This window comes from Cardiobacterium sp. Marseille-Q4385, from assembly GCF_916618745.1.
In the GTDB taxonomy this organism is placed as follows: domain Bacteria; phylum Pseudomonadota; class Gammaproteobacteria; order Cardiobacteriales; family Cardiobacteriaceae; genus Cardiobacterium.
On sequence record NZ_OU745373.1, the window covers coordinates 310,941 to 333,065 of the forward strand.

A 22,125-nucleotide genomic window follows, 5' to 3' on the forward strand; every position below is an offset into this window, starting at 1 on the left:
AAGCGCGGCAGATGCCGCGCTTTTTTATCGCTCGGATTCGCTTACCAGCCTACGCAGAGGGTGATGAGAGCGCCGAGGATGGCAATGGCGTAAAAAATATTACGCGTACGGTTGCCGATGTGAATGTGCAGGTCGTGCAGGACGTAGTAGAAGCGGTGCACGCCGTGCCACAACATGGCAAAGATGATGCCGACCAGGATCAGGTAAACGAAGTTGTTGGCTACCAGCCAGTGAATGCTGTAGTAGAACTTCGCCGGATCACCAAGCATACCGAAGGGCAGCAGGACGCAGAGAACGAGGATAATCGGTGCGAGCGCGAGAGCCGCGATGGTGCCGCCGACTGAGAAGAGTCCCCAGTAGATGGGTTTCAGGTGACGGGTATGGCGGACGTGTTCGTGTTTGAAACGCCACCAGTAATTTTTGGTGCTTTGTTCGTTCATGGGTCTCTCCTCAGGACAGGCAGGCGACGAGTATCAGCAGGATGACGAGAACGCCGCCGAATGCCGCCCAGCCGCCTTTGATGATGAGGTTGTCCGGCACAAATTTTTCGCCGCGCTGGATGCGGATGGCTTTCGGCATGGCTTCAAACCAGGTTTTGCTGTTAAGCAGCGAGCCAACGATGGCAATGATGTTGATGAGCAGCATCAGCGGATTGTGCTGGAAGTGCATCCAGCCAAGCCAGGCGGCTTCGCTGTTTGCCAAAGCGGCGACACCGTAAAAGAGGTTGAAGGCGGCGATGGCGGTGGTGATGCTGGTCAGCTCGCGCAGCATGTACCAGCGGTAGGTACAGTTGGCTTTGTACCAGTCGTCGGGTTGGGCGTGATGATAGGGTTTGCGCGCCATGTCATGCCTCCTTGTTTTTCGGCGTTTTTTCGGGTTTGACGAGGTTCAGGCCCCAGTACGGCACGGCTGTCGCCTTGACTTGCTGGATAGCACCTGCCGGGTCAACGTGTTTCGGGCAGACTTCCGAGCAGCTGCCGACGAAGGTGCACGGCCAGACGCCGTTTTCGTCGATGAGTGCGCTGTAACGCTGACGGTTGCCTTCGTCACGGTTATCAAGGTTATAGCGCTGCGCGAGAGCGATGGCGGCTGGACCCAAATAGTCGGCGTTGATACCGATTTGCGGGCAGGCCTGATAGCAGAGCATGCAGTTGATGCACATGGTGTACTGCTTGAATTTGGCCAGTTGCTCCGGGGTTTGCAGGTATTCTTTTTCGGCCAGCGCGCGCGGGTTTTTGGTGATGATGAAGGGGCTGACGGCATTGAGCTTGTTGATAAAGGGGTCAAGGTCAACGACGAGGTCTTTTTCGATGGGGAAGTTATCCAGCGCGCCGATGGTGATTTCGCCAACATCCGCGTATTCGCGCACAAAGGTCGAGCAGGCAAGACGCGGTTGCCCGTTGATTACCATCCCGCAGGAACCACAGACTTCCATGCGGCATGACCAGCGGTAAGCGATGCTCGGATCGAAGTCGGCTTTGAGCAGTTCGAGGGCATCCAGGATGGACATGTCTGGCGTCCATTCAATTTCAAAGGGCTGCGCCCAGGGTTTTTCGTCCTCGTCGGGACGGTAACGCATCAGGTTGATTCGGATTTTTTGTGCCATGTTGGGTGCCTCTTAATGGTTCGCTTGTTCTGCTTCTGCGCCGTACACCCGTTTGGCCGGCTGGGACTTGGTGATGCAGACGTCGCTGTAGGCAATTTCCGGTTTTTCCCCATTTTCTTGGTAGAAAGCCAGGGTGTGTTTGAGGAATTTGTCGTCGTCACGTTCGGGGTAATCCAGCCGTTGGTGCGAGCCACGTGATTCGGTGCGCTGTTCGGCGGAATAGATCATGGTTTCGGCGACATCGAGCAAGTAACCAAGCTCAATGGTGGTGAGCCAGTCGGTATTGAAGGTATCGCTGTGATCGGTAACGCGGACATTTTTGTAGCGCGCTTTCAGTTCCTTGATTTTGGCACTGGCGCGAGCGCAGTTTTCAGCGCTGCGATAAATACCGATTTCCGCTTCCATCATTGCGGTAAGTTCACGGCGGATGTCCGCCGGTTTTTCGCTGCCGCCACTGCGGTTTTTCAGTTCGAGGAACGGCTGCCAAGCTTTTTCTGCGAGTTTGGCGAATTGTTCTTTGCTGGCGTGATAGCTGCTGCCGTTGGCACGTTTCCAAGCGTCTTCGCCGGCTACTTTGCCGAAAACGCAGAGTTCAGCGAGTGAGTTCGAGCCGAGGCGATTTGCGCCGTGCAGACCGACGGATGAACATTCACCGACTGCAAAGAGACCTTGCAGGCGGGTCTCGCAGCGCTGGTTGGTTTCGATGCCGCCCATGGTGTAGTGCGCAGTCGGACGGACGGGAATCGGCTCATGCACCGGGTCAACACCGACAAATTTTTTCGCCAGCGAGCAGATAAAGGGCAAACGCTCGGTAAGGTAGGCTTCACCGAGGTGACGCAGGTCAAGATTGACCACATCGCCGCGCGGGTTCTGCACAGTGCGGCCAGCTTTCCATTCGTGATAGAAGGCTTGCGAGAGTTTGTCACGCGGACCGAGCTCCATGTATTTGTTTTTTGGTTCACCAATCGGGGTTTCCGGCCCGAGACCATAGTCTTGCAGATAGCGGTAACCGTCTTTATTGGTGAGAATGCCGCCTTCGCCCCGGCAGCCTTCCGTCATCAGGATGCCGGAACCGGGCAGACCGGTCGGGTGATACTGCACAAATTCCATGTCGCGCAGCGGTACGCCGTGGCGGTAGGCAAGCGCCATACCGTCGCCGGTAACGATGCCACCGTTGGTGTTGAACGCGAAGACGCGACCGGCACCGCCGGTTGCGATGATGACGGATTTAGCCTGAACGGCACGCAGGACGCCGTTTTGCACGTCGTAACAGAGGACGCCGTGCAATGCGCCCTTCTCTTCAATCAGGTCAACGGCGAAATGCTCGTCCAAGCGGTGGATATTAGGGAATTGCAGCGAAGTCTGGAACAGGGTGTGCAGCATATGGAAGCCACTTTTATCCGCCGCAAACCAAGTACGCGGGATTTTCATCCCACCGAAACGACGTACGTTGGCGCGGCCATCGGGTTTGCGCGACCACGGACAGCCCCAGTGCTCCATCTGAATCATTTCTTCGGTGGCATGTTCGACGAAGTATTGCACCACGTCCTGCTCACACAGCCAGTCGCCGCCTGAAACCGTGTCGTTAAAGTGATATTCAAGCGAGTCATCTTCGCGCACCACACCTGCCGAGCCACCTTCTGCCGCCACAGTATGGCTGCGCATCGGATAGACTTTGGAAATCAGGCTGATTTTGGCATTGGGCGCACTGCGGGCGATTTCGATCGCGGCGCGCAACCCGGCGCCACCGGCGCCGACGATGGCCACATCGGACTGGATTATGTCCATAGAGTACCTCTTTGTTATGTTTCTTGTGGATGCGCGCATTTTATCATCATTTTACCGGCGCGGGCGAACGCAATCAGCTTTTTCTTTAATGAAAATAAGAATTTATAAGCACCAAATGGGTTCGCATTGAGGCACATCAAGCGACAAACCGTCACCGGTATTCGCGTAATTTCTCGCTTTTATTGAGGATTTTTGTGCATTCGTACCTTTGTTCCTCATATTGAGATGAGGGCAGTATTTCCTTTTCATTGCCCTCTACACCGCTCGCTTGCCCATTCATGGGCAACTGTGGCGATGCTGGGGCTACGTTCCTTGTGGTTGCAGCATGTGCATGATGAGACGGATAAGCGTGTCTTTTTGTGCCGGGGCAGATTATCGGCGACAAGCAGGGTCAGGGCAGCGAGGCCGATGTCGTTGATGACGGGCTCACCGTCAGCGCGCAGCAGACGGCGGTTGCGGTGCAGGAAATCCACGAATAGGAAGGCGCCGCTGCGTTTGTTGCCATCGACAAAGGGGGGATTCTTCACGAAAAAATATAGTCGTTTCAAATAGGGCTGAGACAAGGCGGCGAGCCGAAGACAGTACAGATAGTACGGCGAGGCGAGCCAACACCGTATCAGTTCTATTTGAAACGACTATAAAGCAGGTGCGCCGCTTTGCTTTCGCTAGTGGGATAGGCGGGTGCGCTAAAAATGCTTTGTTCGAGGTTGCCCAGCAGGGCGGCGAAACCGTCTTCCCGCTCGCGGGCGAAGAGTTCGGTCGCCTCGCCGCGCGCGATGAGTTGTTGTTTGAAGGTATGCAGCGCGGTGCGCGCCTCTTGCACATTGGGCAGGATGCCGCCGTTTTCACCCGACGGTTCTTGCAGCAGGCCTGCGTCGTATTGCTGCAGCCAGAGGAAGGTGTGGGTGTAGCGGCTGACGATGTCCACCAGACCACGCCCGCTCTCCACAGTCAGTTCGGGGGAAGTGGCGGTTTTTTGGATGAGCCGCAGCGCCTGTTCGAGTTCGGCGGCGTTTTGTTGCAGGCGTTGTTGATTCAGCGCGTAGCCTTTGAGCAGGTAATCTTTCAGCCGTGCCGTCGCCCAGCGGCGGAACTGGGTGGCATTTTTGGATTTCACGCGGTAACCCACGGAAAGCACCGCATCCAGGTTGTAGTATTTGATCTGCCGCGTTACCTGACGTTTGCCTTCGGCACGAACTACCGAGTAATCCTCGGTAGTTGTTTTTTCTTCCAGTTCTGCCTCGGCATAGATGTTTTTCAGGTGCAGATTGATGTTGTCGTACTGGTATCAAACAGTTGTGCCATCTGCGCCTGCGATAGCCAGGACGGTGTCGGTATCGAAACGTACTTCGACTTGGCTTTGTCCGTCCGCACTTTGGTAGATTTCGATGGGGTTGTGGGGATGCGCCATAATGCGGTCTTCTTTTGGTTGACCTCTTATATTAGCAGAATGCGCCCGCAGGGAATGCGGGCGCAGTATGGGTAAGGGAAACGGGGCTTATTTTTTCCGCTGATAAATCAGAACGGCGCGGTCATCAAAGCTGTAGTTATCTTTGCTGATGCCTTTGGTTGAGGGGTGTTTGATGCGCATCGGGTCAGCCGCGAGTTGCTCGCGCAGGGTTTTTTCGTAGCTGTCCACGCTCGCTTCGGGTGGATAGATTTCGTAGCCGTCCGAGCTGAGTTCGATGACTTCTGGCGCTTTGTCGAATTGCCATACGCGCAGTTTGTCGTGCGGGATGGGGAAGCCGTCTATCGCCCAGAACTGGAAGGCAGTGGGCGCTTCGGGGTTGTTCTGGAATTCGGCCTGGCGTTGCAGGAGCGGTAGGATGTAGTAGCGGCCGAGGTCGTTCTCACGGATTTGTTCGTCGCTCAGTTTGAGTTCGTCGATGACTTTGACGCGCAGGGCGCTGTTTAGGGTGTCAACCAGTTTTTCTTCGTCGTTATAGGCTTTGCCGTCGATGCGCGCTTTGGAATCCCCAATGGCGACGAGTTCGTTTTTGTCGAGGTTGTACCAGATCAGGGTGGCAGTCGGTCGGTTGACCGGTTCTTTGGCGAAGTCGATGTCTTTGTTCGCGGTGTAGAATTCCTGGTATTTGTCGTTGATGCGTTTCAGGATTTCTTCTTTGTCGGTATTGGGCGGCAGGTTCTGGAAGATGTCCTGGATGATGTCGCGGCTGACGCGGCCACCTTTTTTGCCGTCGTAGGTTTTGCCGGATTTGTCGGTCGCCCCGTCGAAGACAGCGAGGTAGTGGTCGTTATAGAAGAGGCCGTCTTCGCAAACGGCGTTGTTTTTTTCGCCCGCGCCTTTTTTGCCTTCGAGGAAGTAGGCAATTTTGCTGCCGTCTTTGAGGGTGGCAGCGGTTTCTTTGCTGTATTGCAGGTCATCTTTGGCTTGTGCGGTGAGGCTGATGGCCGCAATAGCGGCGGCAAGGAGTGCTTTTTGCATGGTGTTTTCCTTTTTTGGGGGAAGGATGGGGGCCGGGCGCGGGGTTCCCGCGCCCGGCAGGCTGCGCTCTGGCTGTGCAGAGTGTTGGTACCGGCTGCCTTTGTCTACGGCACGGGCGAAGCGGGGCTTTCGTCGCTTGTGCCGTAGGCAAAGGCCGCCACTGCTGGCGGTGGTCGGGGTTGGCAGCGATTTGCCACGAACCCAGTGTTTATCCCGCTTGGCGGCAACCTCAGTGTTTATCCCGCTTGGCGGCAATCCCAGTATTTGTCCCGCTTGGCGGCAATCCCAGTATTTGTCCCGCTTGGCGGCAACCTCAGTGTTTATCCCGCTTGGCGGCCTTTCCGTTATTTTCACTCGCGTGGGCAACGGGTCGCCCACGCTGTGTCTATTTTGCGTTGCCGTTATTGCGGCGCTTTGTCTTTGATGCGTTTGATCAGATCAGCCATTTTTTCCGAGCTTTTTGCCGCTTCTTCGTGCATCGGCAGGACTTTGGCGGCAAATGCGGCGGTGTCCACGTCTTCCACGAAGGTCACGCCCAGTTTGTCTTTGGCTTCTTTGATGACTTTGTCGGTGTTTTCTTTCCACAGGTCTTTTTGCAGCATCATGGATTCGCGACCGGCTTTTTTGATGGCGGCTTGCTGCTCAGGGGTGAGTTTGTCCCAGTCTTTGGTGCTCATGACGAGGACGTCCGGAATCATGGTGTGGCGGTCGTAGCTGTAGTATTTGCTGACTTCGCCGTGACGGTTGTCAACCAGTGCGGATTCGTTGTTTTCTGCGCCATCAACCACGCCTTGTTGCAGGGCGGTGTAGAGTTCGCCGAAGGCAATCGGGGTGGGGTTGGCACCGAGTGTTTCCACCATTTTTACCGCGGTCGGGCTGGGCTGGACGCGGATTTTCATGCCTTTCAAATCGTCCGGGGTTTTAATCGGTTTACCGGCGTAGAAGGAGCGGCTGCCTGCGTCGTAGTAGGTGATGCCGATGAAGCCTTTGTCTTTGGAGGCGTTCAATACTTCGTCACCGATGTCGCTGGTGAGCACGTCGTAGTAGTGCTGTTCATTTTTGAAGATGTAGGGCAGGTTGAAGACGCCATAGAGCGGTTCGAAGGCTTCGAGTTCGGCAGCGTTCGATTTGGCAAGCGCGAGGCCGCCCGATTGCACGAGTTCAACGGATTCGCGCTGGGTGCCGAGCTGGGCGTTCGGGTAGATGCGGATTTTGATTTCGCCATTGGTGTATTCCTTCACTTTGTCAGCGAAGTTTTCCATGGCTTTGTGCACGGGGATGTCTTTGCTCTGGTTGTGGGAGAGTTTGAGGGTGACGGCGGCCTGGCTACCGGCAGCGAGGCCAAAGGCAAGGGCGGCGGCAAGGGCTTTTTTCGTGAAGGTCATGGATTTTCTCCGTTGTGTGTGAATGCCTGTGGTTTATGTTATGTCTTCCTGTGTTTTTTTGTCAATACATTGGTTGACCACTCACAGAAAAATGGTTAATCTGCGCCTATTTCCTATTCTCCGCGAGGTGTTTATGTCTGATGTTGCTGTTCCCCCCCGTTCGCCGTTGGCGCGGCTCGCCGCCGTCGTCCGCCTGGCGAATGGTTATGTGTTGACGGTGCTGGCGTTTGCGCTGGTGGTCTGTGTGGTGTGGCAGGTGATGTCACGCTATACGCAGGTATGGGCGAACAAGATGCCCCTGGTTTTTCTGGCTGACCTGCTACGCCTAATCAAGCCCAGCACGGTCACGGATGAACTAGCGCGCTTCATGTTTATGTGGGTCGGGCTGCTCGGCGCCGCGCAGGCATCTGCCTACAAGCAGCATCTGGCGATTGATTTGCTGGCCATGAAGCTGCAAGGCGGAGCGAAACGTGCGCTGAATGTGGTCATTGAGTGCTGCATCATCGCTTTTGCCGCGCTGGTGATGATCAAGGGCGGCTGGGAACTCACCGTCAAGACGTTCGCCAATGACCAGGTCACGCCCGCACTGCAATGGCCGATGGGCTATGTCTATATGGTCGTGCCGGTTGCAGGCGCCTTGATGGTGTTTTTTGCCGTGGTGGAAATCGTGAACACATTATCAGGCCGTGAAGGGGGTGCCGCATGAGTCCGGAGATGTTGAGTATTCTGGTCCTGTTCGGGCTGTTTTTCCTGCTGATGTTCTTGAGTGTGCCGGTGTCGTTTTCCATCGGTATCGCCACGGTGGCGACGATTCTGATCACTATGCCGTTTGATAACGCGCTGTTCGTTACCGCGCAGAAGATGATTACCGCGCTGGATAGTTTCGCCCTGCTCGCCCTGCCGTTTTTCATCCTCGCGGGCAACATCATGAACCGGGGCGGGATTGCCATGCGCCTCATCAATCTGGCGCTGGTGCTGGCAGGCCGCCTGCCCGGCGCGCTGGCGCACTGCAACGTCATCGCCAATATGCTTTTTGGCTCGATTTCCGGCTCGGCGGTCGCCGCCGCAGCAGCCGTCGGCGGCACAATGAGCGAGATGCAGCGCAAGGCGGGCTATGACCCCGGTTACGCGGCAGCGGTCAACATCGCTTCCTGCCCGACCGGCCTGCTGATTCCACCCAGCAACACCTTCATCGTCTATTCGTTGATTTCTAACGGCACATCGGTGGCGGTTCTCTTCCTTGCCGGCTACCTGCCCGGCATCCTGATGGGGCTCGGCATCATGGTGGTTGCGGGTGTCATCGCCTGGCGGCGCAAGTATCCGGTGAACGAACGCGTGCCGCTTAACGCCGCCGTCGGTGCCTTCATCCAGGCCATCCTGCCGCTATCGCTCGTGATAATCGTCGTTGGCGGTATTGTTGGAGGCTACTTCACCGCGACCGAAGCTGCGGCCATCGCTGTGGTTTATTCCCTCTTCCTCGCCGTCGTCGTCTATCGTGAAGTCAAGCTCAAAGACCTGCCAAAAATCTTTCTTGATTCCATGGTGACCAACGCCATCGTCATGCTGCTTATCGGCTGCTCCTCCGGCATGAGCTGGGCCATGGCCAATGCCGACATCCCCTTCATCATCGAAGAAGCCATCCTCGCCATGTCCGAGAACAAAATCGTCATCCTGCTGACCATCAACCTGATATTGCTCATCGTCGGCTTCTTCATGGACATGACCCCGGCCATCCTCATCTTCACCCCGATCTTCCTGCCGATCGCACAATCACTCGGCATGGACCCCGTACACTTCGGCGTAATGATGACCTTCAACCTCTGCATGGGCATCGTCACCCCGCCGGTCGGCAGTTGCCTTTTCGTCGGTTGCTCCGTGGGCAAAGTGCGCCTCGCGCAAGTCATCCCCTTCATGCTGCCGATGTACATCGCGCTCATCATCACCCTGCTGCTCGTGACCTTCATCCCGCAGATCTCCCTGATCCTGCCGCAACTGCTGCTCGGCTACGGAGGCTAAACCGTGAAAACCCTCAAACACTGGCAATTGCACCGCGAAAACCCGGACGGTGTGACACTTCTCTGCGACGAACGCCACCTGCTGCACATCATCGTCCTCGAAGACTACCTCTGGCGCGTCTGGCTCATGCAGGACGGCGCTAGCCGCCTCGACCGCACCTGGCTCATCTCACCCGACACCGCGCCCTGCCCGATGGAAGGGCGCGAGCGGGCGAGCCGCGCGGGCTTCACCTGCCCGCCGGTCACCATCTGCCAGGATGACGACCGCCTCACCCTCACCGGCAGCACCCTGCGCCTAATCGTCCACCGCCCGCTGTGGCTTGAATGGCAAGAAAAACACGGCGACGACTGGCGCACCATCGCCAGCGATCGCCCGACCGGTGCCTACCAACTCGGCCACTCGCGCCCCGGCATCGCCCACTACATGAAACTGAACACAGGCGACCGCTACTACGGCCTCGGCGAAAAAGCCGGCACCGTGGACCGCTACGGCAAGCGCTACCAAATGAAAAGCCTCGACGCGATGGGCTACAACGCCGAAACCACCGACCCGCTCTACAAACACTGGCCCTACTACCAGGTCGTGAACAGCGAAGGCGCGCACTACGGCCTCTACTACGACAACCTCAACACCAGCACCTTCGACATGGGCAACGAGCTGGACAACTACCACCCGCGCTACCGCAGCTACCGCGCCGAAGACGGCGACCTCGACTACTACCTCATCCACAGCACGAGCATCCTCAACAACACCCGCCGCTTCGTGGCACTCACCGGCCGCCACGCCTTCCCGCCCAAATGGAGCCTCGGCTACTCCGGCTCCACCATGAGCTACACCGACGCCCCGGATGCGCAAGACCGCCTGCAACACTTCATCCGCGACATCCGCGCCCACGCCATCCCCTGCGACAGCTTCCAGCTCTCCTCTGGCTACACCAGCATCGACGGCAAACGCTACGTCTTCAACTGGAACCGCGACAAATTCCCCGACCCCAAAGCCTGCTTCGCCGCCTACCACGACGCGGGCGTGCGCCTCGCCGCCAACATCAAACCCTGCCTGCTACACGACCACCCGCGCTACCAAGAAGCCGCGCAACAAGGCCTCTTTATCCGCGCCAGCGACAGCGACGCGCCGGAAGAATCCATGTTCTGGGACGACACCGGCTCACACCTCGACTTCACCAACCCCGCCACCGGCGCGTGGTGGCAAAAAAATATCCGCGAACAACTCATCGATTACGGCATCGACTCCACCTGGAACGACAACAACGAATACGAAATCTGGGACGACAACGCCCGCTGCCACGGCTTCGGGCGGGAAATCCCCATCCACCACATCCGCCCGCTCATGCCGCTCCTGATGATGCGCAACTCCCATGAAGCACAAACCGCCGCCAGCTACGAGCGCCCCTACCTCATCTCGCGCAGCGGTTGCCCGGGGATGCAGCGCTACGTCCAGACCTGGAGCGGCGACAACCGCACCAGCTGGCATACCCTCAAATGGAACATCCGCATGGGCGTCGGCATGAGCCTCTCCGGCATGTACCACATCGGACACGACATCGGCGGCTTCGCCGGCGACAAACCCGAGCCCGAGCTCTTCCTGCGCTGGATACAAAGCGCCCTGCTCCTGCCGCGCTTCACCATCCACAGCTGGAACGACGACGGCAGCGCCAACGAACCGTGGATGCACCCCAGCGTTACCAACGCCGTGCGCCAGGCCATCGAACAACGTTACCGCCTCATCCCGCACCTCTACACCCTGCTCTGGCAGACCCGCGAAAACAGTGAACCCTACCTCCGCCCGACCTTCCTTGACCACGAACACGACCCGCGCACCTACGCCGATACCGACGACCACATGATTGGCCGCGACATCCTCGTCTGCCCCGTCACCGCAGAAGGTGTGCGCGAACGCGACGTGTACCTGCCGAATAACCACAGCGGCTGGTACGACTATTACAGCGGGCAGTACCACAGCGGCGGCCAGACCCTGCATGTTGCCGCCCCGCTCGAACACCTGCCGCTCTACATCCGCGCCGGCAGCCTCATCGCCGAAGGCAGCCTGCTGCATGCCGACAGCCCGGACGACGACACCGAGCGCACCCTGCGCCTCTACCCCGACCCCGGCACCAGCACAAACAGCGGCACCCTCTACGACGACAACGGCACCGCGCGCGAAGGCGAGCCCTACTGGCGCCTCGACTGGAAACTGCACGGCGACGCGCACAACCTCTACCTGCGCCTCAACGAAAGCGGCGACTACGAACCCGCCTACCGCGACAACATCCGCGTTACCCTGCCGCCCGGCGAAAAACGCCGCCTCATCATCAGCGGCAACCTGGACGTGCAGCAGGTATAATATATTGCTCACATCTATTATTTTTATTGAATATTTTTTGTTCGTGCAAAACATCCTATAGTAGAAGATGAATTTGGGGAAAAGAGTAAGAGTTGAATGGATAAATTACGATAGCAATAAATTTTGCAATTACATCGTTTGATAAAGCGACAGCAAATTCTACTTTGACGACCAATGAAACTTTATTGCAGGCAAAAATTGAATATAAAAATAGCGTGTGAGTTATCAAAATTTTCTTGTCTATATATCTTGTTAGGAGACATTTATGGAAACCTTAAACCCTTTATACACTAAAAATGATGCAATTAATTTTAACCGAATAGTAGATACTATACATGAAAGTATTATCTTTATTAAAGACTTAGACTTCATGACACCATTCGATAGAAATATCTTGAATAAGTTTTTAGAAATAATATATATAAATAACCATGATATTTCATTCAGTTTTGATAATTTAGAGTTAGAATCTTTAAGGAAAGAGCTTTTAAAATATATTGAGGAATTTAATTACCTAATTAATTACTATACTTATCCAACAAACAATTCTACTTTTAGTAGTGTTTATACAGGATATGAATCTGGTCATGATGATTATGAACAAGCTGAAAAAACAGCATATAAAATTATTGACTCTGTAAAAAAAATACACGAAAAATATCAGTCTTTTTATAAAAAGAGAATGGATATACTAAAAAACTATCCAGATCTTATGTAACCCATATATACCAATCTCAGGAAATCAAAGTAAGACGATATACAAGAAAGCAATACAGCTAGTATTCAGAGGCTCGTCCAAACTATTTTTTTGGATTGGTATTTTTTATTTTGGAGCCAACCATGACCTTCCTGACCGACGACTTCCTCCTCCACAACGACACCGCGCGCACCCTCTACCACGACTACGCCAAAGACCAGCCCATCTACGACTACCACTGCCACCTGCCGCCTGCTGACATCGCCGCGAACCGCCAGTTCGCCGATCTCGCCGCCATCTGGCTCGAAGGCGACCACTACAAATGGCGCGGCCTGCGCACCCTCGGCATCCCCGAACGCCTCATCACCGGCGACGCCAGCCCGCGCGAAAAATTCCAAACCTACGCCGAAGCCGTGCCGCACTTCATCGGCAACCCGCTCTATCACTGGACACACCTCGAACTCAAACGCCCCTTCGGCATCACCACCCTGCTGAACGGCGCAAGCGCCGAAGCCGTCTGGCAAGAAGCGAACGCCCGCCTCAAAGAACCCGCCTTCCGCGCGCGCGGCATCCTCGAACAAATGAACGTCAAAATGGTCGGCACCACCGACGACCCCTGCGACAGCCTCGAACACCACGCCGCCATCGCCGCCGACAAAACCTTTACCGTCAAAATCCGCCCCAGCTGGCGTCCGGACAAAGCCATCAAAATCGAACACGCCGACTACCCCGCCTACATCGAGCGCCTCGAAGCGGCAAGCGGCATCACCATCCGCCGCTACCACGACCTCACCGCCGCCCTCGACAAACGCCTGGAACACTTCGCGGCTCACGGCTGCCTCGCCTCCGACCACGGCCTGGAAATCCTGCGCTACGCCGCCGTGCCGGACGAAAAAAACCTCGACACCATCCTCGCCAACCGTCTCGGCGGCAAAACCCCCAGCGAACAAGAAACCGCACAATTCCAGACCGCCCTGCTCATCCATCTAGGCCGCGAATACGCACGGCGCGGCTGGGTCATGCAACTGCACATCGGCCCCATCCGCAACAACAACAGCCGCATGTACGCCCGCCTCGGCCCGGATAGCGGCTACGATTCCATCGGCGACCGCCCCATCGCGGACAACCTCGCCGCCCTGCTCGATGCCCTCGACAAAACCGGACAACTGCCGAAAACCATCCTCTACACCATCAACCCGCGCGACAACGCCCTGCTCGCCACCATGTGCGGCAACTACGCGGACGAAGGCGTGCGTGGCAAAGTACAGTTCGGCTCCGGCTGGTGGTTCAACGACCAAAAAGACGGCATGGAAGCGCAACTCACCACCCACGCGCAAATGGGCATCCTCTCAACCTTCGTCGGCATGCTGACCGACAGCCGCAGTTTCCTCTCCTACACCCGCCACGAATACTTCCGCCGCATCCTGTGCAACCTCATCGGCGGCTGGGTGGAAGCGGGCGAAGCACCGCGCGACCTGCCGCTGCTCGGACAAATGGTGGCAGACATCTGCTACGGCAACGCCAAGCGCTACTTCGAGCCCTAGACCGGTAACGCCCCTACCTGCCACAAACGCCGCCCGCATCGAGGCGGCGTTTCTTCAACAGAAGCCAACACGCGCCAAGCGGGATAAACACTGGGCCCGCCAAGCGGCGTAAATACTGGGCCCGTCAGCGGCGTAAATACTGGGGCGGCGTGTCGCCATGCGGCATTCGTTTGTCTCCGTATAAGCAAAAGCCATTAAGTATCTTGCCCACTCTGCAAACAATTTTTTAGATGTTTAACGATATTTCTGACGATAGGCCAATCATGGATAACTATCGCCATACAATTCCCACGCTGGCATAGAGAAATAAAAAGCCGGATGACCTCCGGCTTTTTATATTCCTTTTTATCGTACATTAGTGATCATCCATTTCTGCCTTTGCTCTTTTTACTGCTGATATTTCCTAATCTCCTTGTTTGGGTTTGATAACTTGGTCAACAAAAAAACGTATATCATGACCCTTTCTTTCAGGACAATTTATTGCTTCCAGCCAAGGTAGGCGATGTCCCTCATGACCGAATCCTGTTTCAAAGGCATACCATGTCTTGCTTGCCATAAGCGTATCGGTTTCCATGTCGTAAATATTGATGGTCGCGCCCGCAATCCATTCTTCCCTATCCTTGGGGTCAATAATGGGGACATATTCCACCGCATAACGCGATGGTTTTCCTTTTACGGGACTTCTCAATATTACCCTTGGGTCTTCACGCACGGCATCGTCCGGATACCAGTATCTGCGATAACGGCCATAGGGCTGTTTTACATCCACATAGCGATAGCCGGAAAAGATTTCTTCATCTGGGGCAAGATCAAAGGCATGTCCCCAATAGCGCTTTTCCGCTGTGTGCCTGCCTGGGCGCGTATCATAGATGAATAGTCTTCCCCGTTTGTCTGAGCCTTTTTCCTTCACTTCCCACATTAAATATTCTTCCATATAATCCTTTTCGGATGATTCCCATGCTAAAGCTGCTCTTTCCCACATGGGATCGAAGAAGTCAAGATAAGATGATTCCGGAATCAAATTCAGCAATGTAATGCCTTCAACGTTTTCCGCCGTGTGGTAGATCTTCTCGCCGGCAGTTTTACAGCGTTCGTCAAAGATGGCGCGCGCTTTTGCGTAGCGTGTTTCGTAGGCGGTTTGTACTTCCTTGGCTTCTTCATCTTCTTCAAAGAGCGGCAGGATGAAAAATGTCGGAGTTACGATGCAGGCACAGAAGATGGCGATAAATCGGTAACCGCCTGCGGGGATAAGTTTGCAGATGGCAAAGATGATGATGGCAAGCAGCACCAGCATCCCACCCCAGTAGCTCCAATAGATGAGCTGCATGATGTCGTAGATGGTGATCATCGTGCCCCTCCTTCATGGCACGGACACAAAAAAGCACCATTGCCCACAGCATCGCTGTGCGTGATGGTACCTTGCTGCCGGTTCATCCGGGATGACCGCCGCTGTCGTTGCCGGCGCATGTTGCCTCCTTGTGGAGATGTGTTGACGGTGAGCGGACTGTAACACCGCCCGCAGCCAGCATCAATCCGCCGTATCAGCCCTCTCCAAGACCCTGCCATGCTGTTTTTCTCCTATATATCGCAACGAGCGGTGCCAACGCGTTTTCGGCACAGGGTTTGCATGGTGAAAGGTAGCGCGAGGCCGCTATAAGGCGGCATGGCGCATGTCAACATTATTAGGTTTGGAGATAGCAGTGAATCGATTTTTTCCCGCCACGCTGTGTCTGCTGGTGGCGGTTATGGCTCAGGCACAAACGGGGCGGCTCGTCGGCATGGACGCGCTGCCGGAAGACGGCACACCGCGCCTGGTCGGCGCAGATGAGGTGGATTGCAGCCGCATCCTGGATGCCGGGGCGCGGCAGTCGTGCGAGGATGCCCAAGGCAAACCCGCGCCGCCGGTTGAAACGATCTCCGCCGAAGACCGGGCATTGCTCGCCGCGCGCATGACGCCGCAAGCGCGGCAGGCCGCTGCCCCCAAGAATCTGCAAGACCCCATCGTTTGCGAGCGTTTCAGCCCGCAGGAAAGCGACCACTTCACCATCGCCGCCCGGGATGGTTCGCAGGAAGTGGTCGATGGCAATGCGTATCTGTATTTCCGCGTCAGCAAGGACGACGACCTTATGGAGTTACCGGAGGTGTTCGTCGGCGATACCCTACCGAAAACGTTTGCCGCGCGCATGAGCGACGGCTCCACCAAGTATCTCGGCGACGGCAAATGGCTGGAAGAAGCGACACGGGTGCAGGCCGGCGAGAGTTACCGCGTCCGCCTGACCATCCAGTCACCGGGGACAACCAGCATCGCGGAAAGTCTGGCCTGCCTGACGCCGTAGGGCAGCGGGGTGGTGTGGCTAACCGTCCCCGCTGATGCGATGCATTCTGCGATCGGACATCACCCTACTCTCCCCCGCAAGCGGGGGAGTTTTTTCTCCTTGATTCTTAGGGATTTTTTTATTTATCCCGATAGGTGGATACCCATGATGACGGCTGTATGGCGTTCGCGCAGCCCCCGCTATATGATTGCCCGGAAACCTCAACCGGGAGAACCTCTATGGCCATCAAGCCCATTCCAACCCTGATCGCGCTCGCCATCACGCTCTTCATCTGGTTTGTCCTGCCCGTGCCGGCAGGAGTCAGTGAAAACGGCTGGCATTTGCTCGCCCTCTTCGCCGGCACTATCGCTGCCATCATCGGCAAGGCTTTGCCGCTTGGCGCGGTTTCTGTCATTGCTGTGGCGCTGGTCGCCATCACCGGCGTGACCGTCGGTGCCGACGTAAAGAATCCCGGCGGCCAGGCGATTAAAGATGCCCTGTCTTCTTTTTCCAACCCGCTCATCTGGCTCATCGTCATTTCCATCATGGTCGCCCGTGGCGTTATCAAGACCGGCCTCGGCGAACGCATCGGCTATTACTTCATCGCCCTGTTCGGCAAACGCACCATCGGCATCGCCTACGCGCTGGCATTGTCCGAGACCGTCCTGGCGCCGATTACGCCTTCGAACACCGCGCGCGGCGGCGGCATCATCCACCCCATCATGAAATCCATCGCCGGCGCCTTCGATTCTGATCCGGCCAAGGGTACGCAAGGCAAGATCGGCCGCTATCTCGCCCTGGTCAATTACAACGCCAACCCCATCACTTCCGGCATGTTCATCACCGCCACCGCCCCTAACCCGCTGGTGGTGGACGCCATCAACAAGATGGTCGGCAGCGATTTTCATATGAGCTGGACGACCTGGGCGGTCGCCATGTTCATTCCAGGCATGGTCTGTATCCTGCTGATGCCGCTGGTGCTTTATTTCATTTACCCGCCGGAAATCAGGGAAACCCCCGATGCCGCTGTTTTCGCCCACAAAAAACTCGCCGCCCTCGGCAAAATCAAGCGTGATGAATGGTGGATGCTCGGCGTCTTTGCCCTGCTGCTGTTCTTCTGGGCGGATATTCCCTTCCATCTCACCCACATCACCGCCCTGAAACTCAATCCGACCACGACCGCCTTCCTCGGCCTCAGCGTCCTGCTCATCAGCGGTGTGCTGAGTTGGGGCGATGTCACGGCGGAAAAAAGCGCCTGGGATACGCTCATCTGGTTCGGCGCGCTGGTCATGATGGCCGACTGGCTGAACAAGCTCGGCGTCGTCACCTACTTCGCGGGACAAATTGAAGGCGGTATTGAAGCTCTCGCCCTGCCCTGGTTCATCTCGATGATCCTGCTCGCCCTCATCTACCTCTACGCGCACTACGCCTTCGCCAGCACCACCGCGCACATCTCCGCCATGCTGCTGGCCTTTTACGGCGCGGGAATCACGCTCGGCGCACCGCCGCTCCTCTTTGGTCTCGTTCTCGCGGCAGCAGGCAATATCATGATGAGCCTCACCCACTACGCCACCGGCACCGCGCCCGTCATCTTCAGCTCCAACTACGCCACCCTCGGCGAATGGTGGAAGGCGGGATTCATCACCAGCATCGTCAACTTCACCGTGTGGATTGCCGTCGGCATGCTGTGGTGGAAGGCGCTTGGCTATTACTGATTCCAACCCTCACCGGCCGGGCGGAATGCCCGGCCCAAAGGCTCTCTATGGCACTTATCTGTAACCGCTACTACTACCCTTCGCTACACGTCTTTGTCCGCCTGCTGCCCGCCTATCTCATCACCCGCACGCTGGCGGACATCCTCTTTTCACCCCAAGCCGTGATGCTGGTCATGGAAAACCCTGCCCTGATTTTCCAACAATACCTGTTCCATCCCGCCTTCCTCTTTTCCGCCCTCGGTGCCGTCGCCTGGGCCATCTGGCGCCGCGCTGCCTACAACAGCCGCGAAGTTTTCTATACCACGGCGGTCTGCCTCGCCCTGGAAATCCTCGTGCAGCTCTACCTGCTCAAACGCTATTTCGACACCCTGCCCGACATTTACCTGCACGACGACTCCTTTTCTCTCGCCAGCCTCTCCATCCTCCACCATGCCGCCATTGGTGCCGTGATCATGCTGGTGCTGGCGCGCCTTATCCTGCCCGAAATCCAAGATGACGACTAACCTGCCCCTGCCCTACTCCGCCCCCACCATTCCCCTGGCATCCGACCAGATCAGCCGCCAGCGCAAAGCACGCCGCACCGGCATCATCCTCATCTGCGCCATCCTCGTCCTGCTGACGCTGAACAGCATCCACAGCTTCGGTCAGGCGGCGATGAGTGGCCAGCCGCTGCAACGCAGCCAGCTTGCCCTCATCAACATCACCATCGCCGGTCTCGTCATCCTCATCCTCATCACCCTGTGGCAAATCATCCGCAGCGCGCGCGACCACCGCCGCAAAAAAAAGAGCAGCCTCGGTTTTTACTACGGCTGGCGCATCTTCACCACCGCCATCATCCCTGCCGCCATCATCGCCGCATTCAGCTGGCAATACCTCACCTACGACCTCGGCAAAGTCTTCAATACCCGTATCAACAACGCCCTCGACAACGCCCTGCAACTGTCCCGCACCGCCATCGCCATCCGCACCGGGCAAACCCTCGAACAAACCCGCATCCTGCGCCAGGCGATGGGCGACATGAACCAGGCGACGCTAATCGCCAACATCGAGCCGCTGCGGCGGCAGACCGGCGCGCTCGAACTCGCCGTCTTCGACCTGCAAGGCACCATCGTTGCCTTCAGCAGCGCCGACACCGGCAAACTCATCGTTGAAGCACCAAGCACCGCTGCGATGCTGAATGCCACCGACGAACAGGAACACTTCGAATACGGCGACAACAACGGCGAATACACCATCACCGTCCTCACCATCATCAGAAAACCCGAAAACACCTTCTACCTGCAAGCGGTGTACAGCATGCCCGAAGCCTTCAACACCCAGGCGGAAGGCGTACGCGAACAATACCGCCAGCACCAGAGCTACAACGCCCTGCAACCACGCATCCGCGCCAACATCATCCTCGTCTTCGCCACCACTATCCTGCTCACCACCCTCATCATCATCTGGCTGGCGGCGCATTTCAGCGAACGCCTCGGCCACCCGCTGCGCGCCCTGAGCCGCGCTGCCGAAAACATCGCCGGCGGTGACTACCATGCGCGCATCACCGACCTGCCGCAAAACGAACTCGGCAACCTCGGCCGCCAGTTCAACCACATGAGCCAGAGCCTCGAAGACGCCCGCGAGACCAACGACCGCGTGCAGCGCCTGCTCGTCGAACAAAAAGCGCGGCTGGAAACCATCATGGACAACATCACCGGCGGCGTGCTCACTCTCGACGGCGGCGGCCGCCTGCAAAGCTGGAACCGAAATGCCGGCAAAATCCTCGATCTCCCCCTCGTCAACCTGCACAAAACCCCGCTGCCCGAAACCGACAAACCCAGCGAAAACAGCTACCAGGAACTCATGCAGGCACTCTTGCCCGTCATCACCACCAGCCAGGAAAACTGGCAGCAGGAAATCACCCTGAACCGCCACAGTGCGCGCAAAATCCTCATGTGCCACGGCAGTCGCCTGCCGGATAGCGGCAAGCGCGGGCGGCACGGCCACGTCATCGTCATTGACGACATCACCGAATTCCTGCATGCACAGAGAAACGCCGCTTGGGAAGAAGTCGCAAAACGCCTCGCCCACGAAATCAAAAACCCGCTTACCCCCATCCGCCTGCAAAGCGAACGCCTGCAACGCCGCCTCGCCGACAAACTCAGCGACGAGGCGGACAAACAAATCCTCAGCAAAGCAACCGGCACCATCATCGACCAGGTCGAAGCCATGCAGCAAATCGTCGCCGACTTCAGCCAAATCGCGAAACCGCTGGAAACCCGCCGACAAAACCTGCAACTCAACCCGCTGCTCCGGCAAATCGCTGAACTCTACCGCGAACACCATCCCGAACTCGACCTTGCCGAACCGCAGCGCCCGGTGCACGCTGATCCCGTCCATATCCGGCAAATCCTCATCAACCTCATGAAAAACGCCATCGAAGCGACACAGAACGAAGCCAACCCGCGCATCCGCTGGCGCAGTCACGAAGAGGGTGGCAACATCATCCTCGACATCGAAGACAACGGCCCCGGCTTTGCCGACCTCACCAAAGACCCGTTTGAACCCTACGTCACCAACAAACCCAAGGGCACTGGCCTCGGCCTCGCCATCGTCAAAAAAATCGTGCACGAACACGACGGCACCATTAGCGCCGGCCATAGCCGCGAACTGGGCGGTGCTAAAATAACCCTCATTCTGCCCGCCACCCAACCCGCGAGTACCCCCGTATGACCAACACGACCAATGCCGACATCCTCATCATCGACGACGAAACCGGCATCCTTGACACCCTCTCCGACATCCTCGGCGACGAGGGTTACACCACCTACACCGCCGCCAATGCCGCTGAAGCGCGCACACAAAACCTGCAACACAAACCGCAACTCATCCTCCTCGACATCTGGATGCCCGATACCGACGGCATCAGCCTGCTGCGCGAATGGCAACAAAGCGGCAGCCTGCAATGCCCCGTCGTCATCATGAGCGGGCACGGCACCATCGAAACCGCTGTTGAAGCGACCAAACTCGGCGCCTACGACTTCCTGGAAAAACCGCTATCCAGCGCCAAACTGCTGCTCACCGTACAGCGCGCCCTGCAAGCCCATAGCCTGCAAACCCAAAACGCCGCACTCAAAGCCAAAATCAACCCGCCTGCCGAAATCATCGGCAAAAGCGCACAAACCCAGGCCCTGCGCCAACGCGCCGCGCAGCTGGCCGAACAGAACATGCCCATCCTCATCCACGGCAATGCCGGCACCGGCAAACAGCACCTCGCCCGCCACATCCACCAGAACAGCGTGCGCCGCGACGCCCCCTTCATCAACACCAACCTCGCTGCCATCGACAGTAACGACATCCCCACCATCCTCCTCGGTGACCACAAACGCCCCGGCCTCATCGCCCAGGCTGGCGACGGCACCCTCTACCTCGACGAAATCGGCAACCTACGCGAAGACATCCAAACCACCCTGCAACACCTGCTCGAACACCACGAATACTATCCCGGCGACAACAGCGGGGCGCGACAAAGCCGAGCCCGCGTCATCGCCGCCACCCGCCTGCCGCTGAACATCCTCAAAGAACGCCTGAGCCCCGCCCTCTACGACCACATCACCATCGTCACCATCGCCATCAGCCCGCTCGAGGCGCACAGCGAAGACGTGCCCGAACTGCTCGACTACTACAGCCAGCAATACGCCGACACCGAACAACTGCCCTACCGCCACTTCAGCCTCGCTGCACAAAACCTGCTGCGCCAGCACAACTGGGCGGCAGGCAACATCCGCGAACTGAAAAACCTGGTGCAACGCCTGCTCGTGCACAGCGACGAACCGGAAATCGGCGCCGAAGAAGCCAAAGCGGCGCTTATCCCGAGCGAACATAGCAATCCGGACAGCCTGTGGTCGCAAATCATCCCGAAAGACATGACCCTGCGTGATGCGCGCGAAGTCTTCGAGCGACAATACCTGCTCGAATACTTCCGCCAATGCGACGGCAACATCGCCAAACTCGCGGGCAAAGTCGGCATGGACCGCACTAACCTCTACCGCAAATTGCGCAGCCTCGGCATCGACCCAACCCATAAACCCAAATAACAACAGCCGCCGGCACAGGTAGCTTTTTCTTGCCATCCGGACATCCGGCGCCATATCCCGGCCGATATAATGCGCGCGTCCTGTTTGGCGTATGTCTGTGTTGCCTGCCGTGATTAACAATGTCGATAAAAATTCATGCCGCAAGAAACCTGTCTTGCGTAAGCGGCAATAGCGTA

17 protein-coding genes and 2 pseudogenes are annotated in these 22,125 nt (G+C 57.1%); 10 read left to right on the plus strand and 9 right to left on the minus strand.

The features are described 5' to 3' along the window. Window positions 1-41 precede the first annotated feature (41 nt). The 8 genes and pseudogenes from frdD to LG374_RS01570 all read right to left on the minus strand — a co-directional run bounded on the left by frdD (window position 42) and on the right by LG374_RS01570 (window position 7,225). Window positions 42-440, minus strand: a complete 399-nt coding sequence (gene frdD, locus LG374_RS01535) for a fumarate reductase subunit FrdD (RefSeq protein ID WP_225756056.1) — start codon at window positions 438-440, stop codon at window positions 42-44. A 10-nt stretch (window positions 441-450) separates the two neighbouring features. Continuing rightward, on the minus strand, window positions 451-843 hold the full coding sequence (locus LG374_RS01540) for a fumarate reductase subunit C (protein WP_225756057.1): 393 nt from the start codon (window positions 841-843) through the stop codon (window positions 451-453). A gap of 1 nt (window position 844) precedes the next feature. Continuing rightward, on the minus strand, window positions 845-1,606 hold the full coding sequence (locus tag LG374_RS01545; protein ID WP_225756058.1) for a succinate dehydrogenase/fumarate reductase iron-sulfur subunit: 762 nt from the start codon (window positions 1,604-1,606) through the stop codon (window positions 845-847). Between the two features lie 12 nt (window positions 1,607-1,618). After that, window positions 1,619-3,394, minus strand: coding sequence for a fumarate reductase (quinol) flavoprotein subunit (gene frdA, locus LG374_RS01550; protein ID WP_370639301.1), 1,776 nt, complete (start codon window positions 3,392-3,394; stop codon window positions 1,619-1,621). Window positions 3,395-3,697: 303 nt separating this feature from the next. Next, window positions 3,698-3,927: pseudogene (locus LG374_RS01555) on the minus strand (hypothetical protein); the annotation flags it as partial. 104 nt (window positions 3,928-4,031) lie between these two features. Next, window positions 4,032-4,805, minus strand: a pseudogene (locus tag LG374_RS01560) (virulence RhuM family protein); the annotation flags it as partial. A gap of 87 nt (window positions 4,806-4,892) precedes the next feature. Further along, window positions 4,893-5,840, minus strand: a complete 948-nt coding sequence (locus LG374_RS01565; protein WP_225756061.1) for a hypothetical protein — start codon at window positions 5,838-5,840, stop codon at window positions 4,893-4,895. Window positions 5,841-6,241: 401 nt separating this feature from the next. Continuing rightward, a complete protein-coding gene (locus tag LG374_RS01570) occupies window positions 6,242-7,225 on the minus strand; it encodes a TRAP transporter substrate-binding protein (RefSeq protein WP_225756062.1) in 984 nt (327 codons plus the stop codon). A gap of 133 nt (window positions 7,226-7,358) precedes the next feature. Between LG374_RS01570 and LG374_RS01575 the strand changes: the two genes are divergently transcribed. From LG374_RS01575 to uxaC, 5 genes are all read left to right on the plus strand, one after another. Continuing rightward, complete coding sequence (locus tag LG374_RS01575; RefSeq protein ID WP_225756063.1) at window positions 7,359-7,931, plus strand: TRAP transporter small permease; 573 nt, start codon at window positions 7,359-7,361, stop codon at window positions 7,929-7,931. Continuing rightward, window positions 7,928-9,241 (plus strand): TRAP transporter large permease, encoded by a 1,314-nt coding sequence (locus tag LG374_RS01580; protein WP_370639302.1) that lies wholly within the window; start codon window positions 7,928-7,930, stop codon window positions 9,239-9,241. The genes LG374_RS01575 and LG374_RS01580 overlap by 4 nt, the downstream gene beginning before the upstream one ends. Before the next feature lie 3 nt (window positions 9,242-9,244). Then, window positions 9,245-11,602 carry a TIM-barrel domain-containing protein gene (locus tag LG374_RS01585; protein ID WP_225756065.1) on the plus strand — a complete coding sequence of 786 codons (2,358 nt, stop codon included), beginning with the start codon at window positions 9,245-9,247 and terminating at the stop codon, window positions 11,600-11,602. Window positions 11,603-11,867: 265 nt separating this feature from the next. Continuing rightward, on the plus strand, window positions 11,868-12,320 hold the full coding sequence (locus LG374_RS01590) for a hypothetical protein (RefSeq protein ID WP_225756066.1): 453 nt from the start codon (window positions 11,868-11,870) through the stop codon (window positions 12,318-12,320). A 122-nt stretch (window positions 12,321-12,442) separates the two neighbouring features. Further along, entirely contained in the window at window positions 12,443-13,843 is a 1,401-nt protein-coding gene (gene uxaC / locus LG374_RS01595; RefSeq protein WP_225756067.1) for a glucuronate isomerase, read from the plus strand. Window positions 13,844-14,246: 403 nt separating this feature from the next. Here uxaC and LG374_RS01600 read toward each other — a convergent pair whose 3' ends face one another. Next, on the minus strand, window positions 14,247-15,191 hold the full coding sequence (locus tag LG374_RS01600; RefSeq protein WP_225756068.1) for a hypothetical protein: 945 nt from the start codon (window positions 15,189-15,191) through the stop codon (window positions 14,247-14,249). A gap of 352 nt (window positions 15,192-15,543) precedes the next feature. Between LG374_RS01600 and LG374_RS01605 the strand changes: the two genes are divergently transcribed. The 5 genes from LG374_RS01605 to LG374_RS01625 all read left to right on the plus strand — a co-directional run bounded on the left by LG374_RS01605 (window position 15,544) and on the right by LG374_RS01625 (window position 21,949). Beyond that, window positions 15,544-16,179 (plus strand): hypothetical protein, encoded by a 636-nt coding sequence (locus tag LG374_RS01605; RefSeq protein WP_225756069.1) that lies wholly within the window; start codon window positions 15,544-15,546, stop codon window positions 16,177-16,179. Window positions 16,180-16,397: 218 nt separating this feature from the next. Beyond that, on the plus strand, window positions 16,398-17,873 hold the full coding sequence (locus tag LG374_RS01610) for a DASS family sodium-coupled anion symporter (protein WP_225756070.1): 1,476 nt from the start codon (window positions 16,398-16,400) through the stop codon (window positions 17,871-17,873). Between the two features lie 47 nt (window positions 17,874-17,920). Beyond that, entirely contained in the window at window positions 17,921-18,376 is a 456-nt protein-coding gene (locus LG374_RS01615; RefSeq protein ID WP_225756071.1) for a hypothetical protein, read from the plus strand. Next, the gene (locus LG374_RS01620; RefSeq protein ID WP_225756072.1) at window positions 18,366-20,585 is read left to right on the plus strand and encodes an ATP-binding protein; all 2,220 of its coding nucleotides are present in this window, start codon (window positions 18,366-18,368) and stop codon (window positions 20,583-20,585) included. Before LG374_RS01615 ends, LG374_RS01620 begins: the two co-directional genes overlap by 11 nt. After that, the gene (locus tag LG374_RS01625) at window positions 20,582-21,949 is read left to right on the plus strand and encodes a sigma-54 dependent transcriptional regulator (protein WP_225756073.1); all 1,368 of its coding nucleotides are present in this window, start codon (window positions 20,582-20,584) and stop codon (window positions 21,947-21,949) included. The genes LG374_RS01620 and LG374_RS01625 overlap by 4 nt, the downstream gene beginning before the upstream one ends. The last annotated feature ends 176 nt before the right edge of the window (window positions 21,950-22,125 follow it).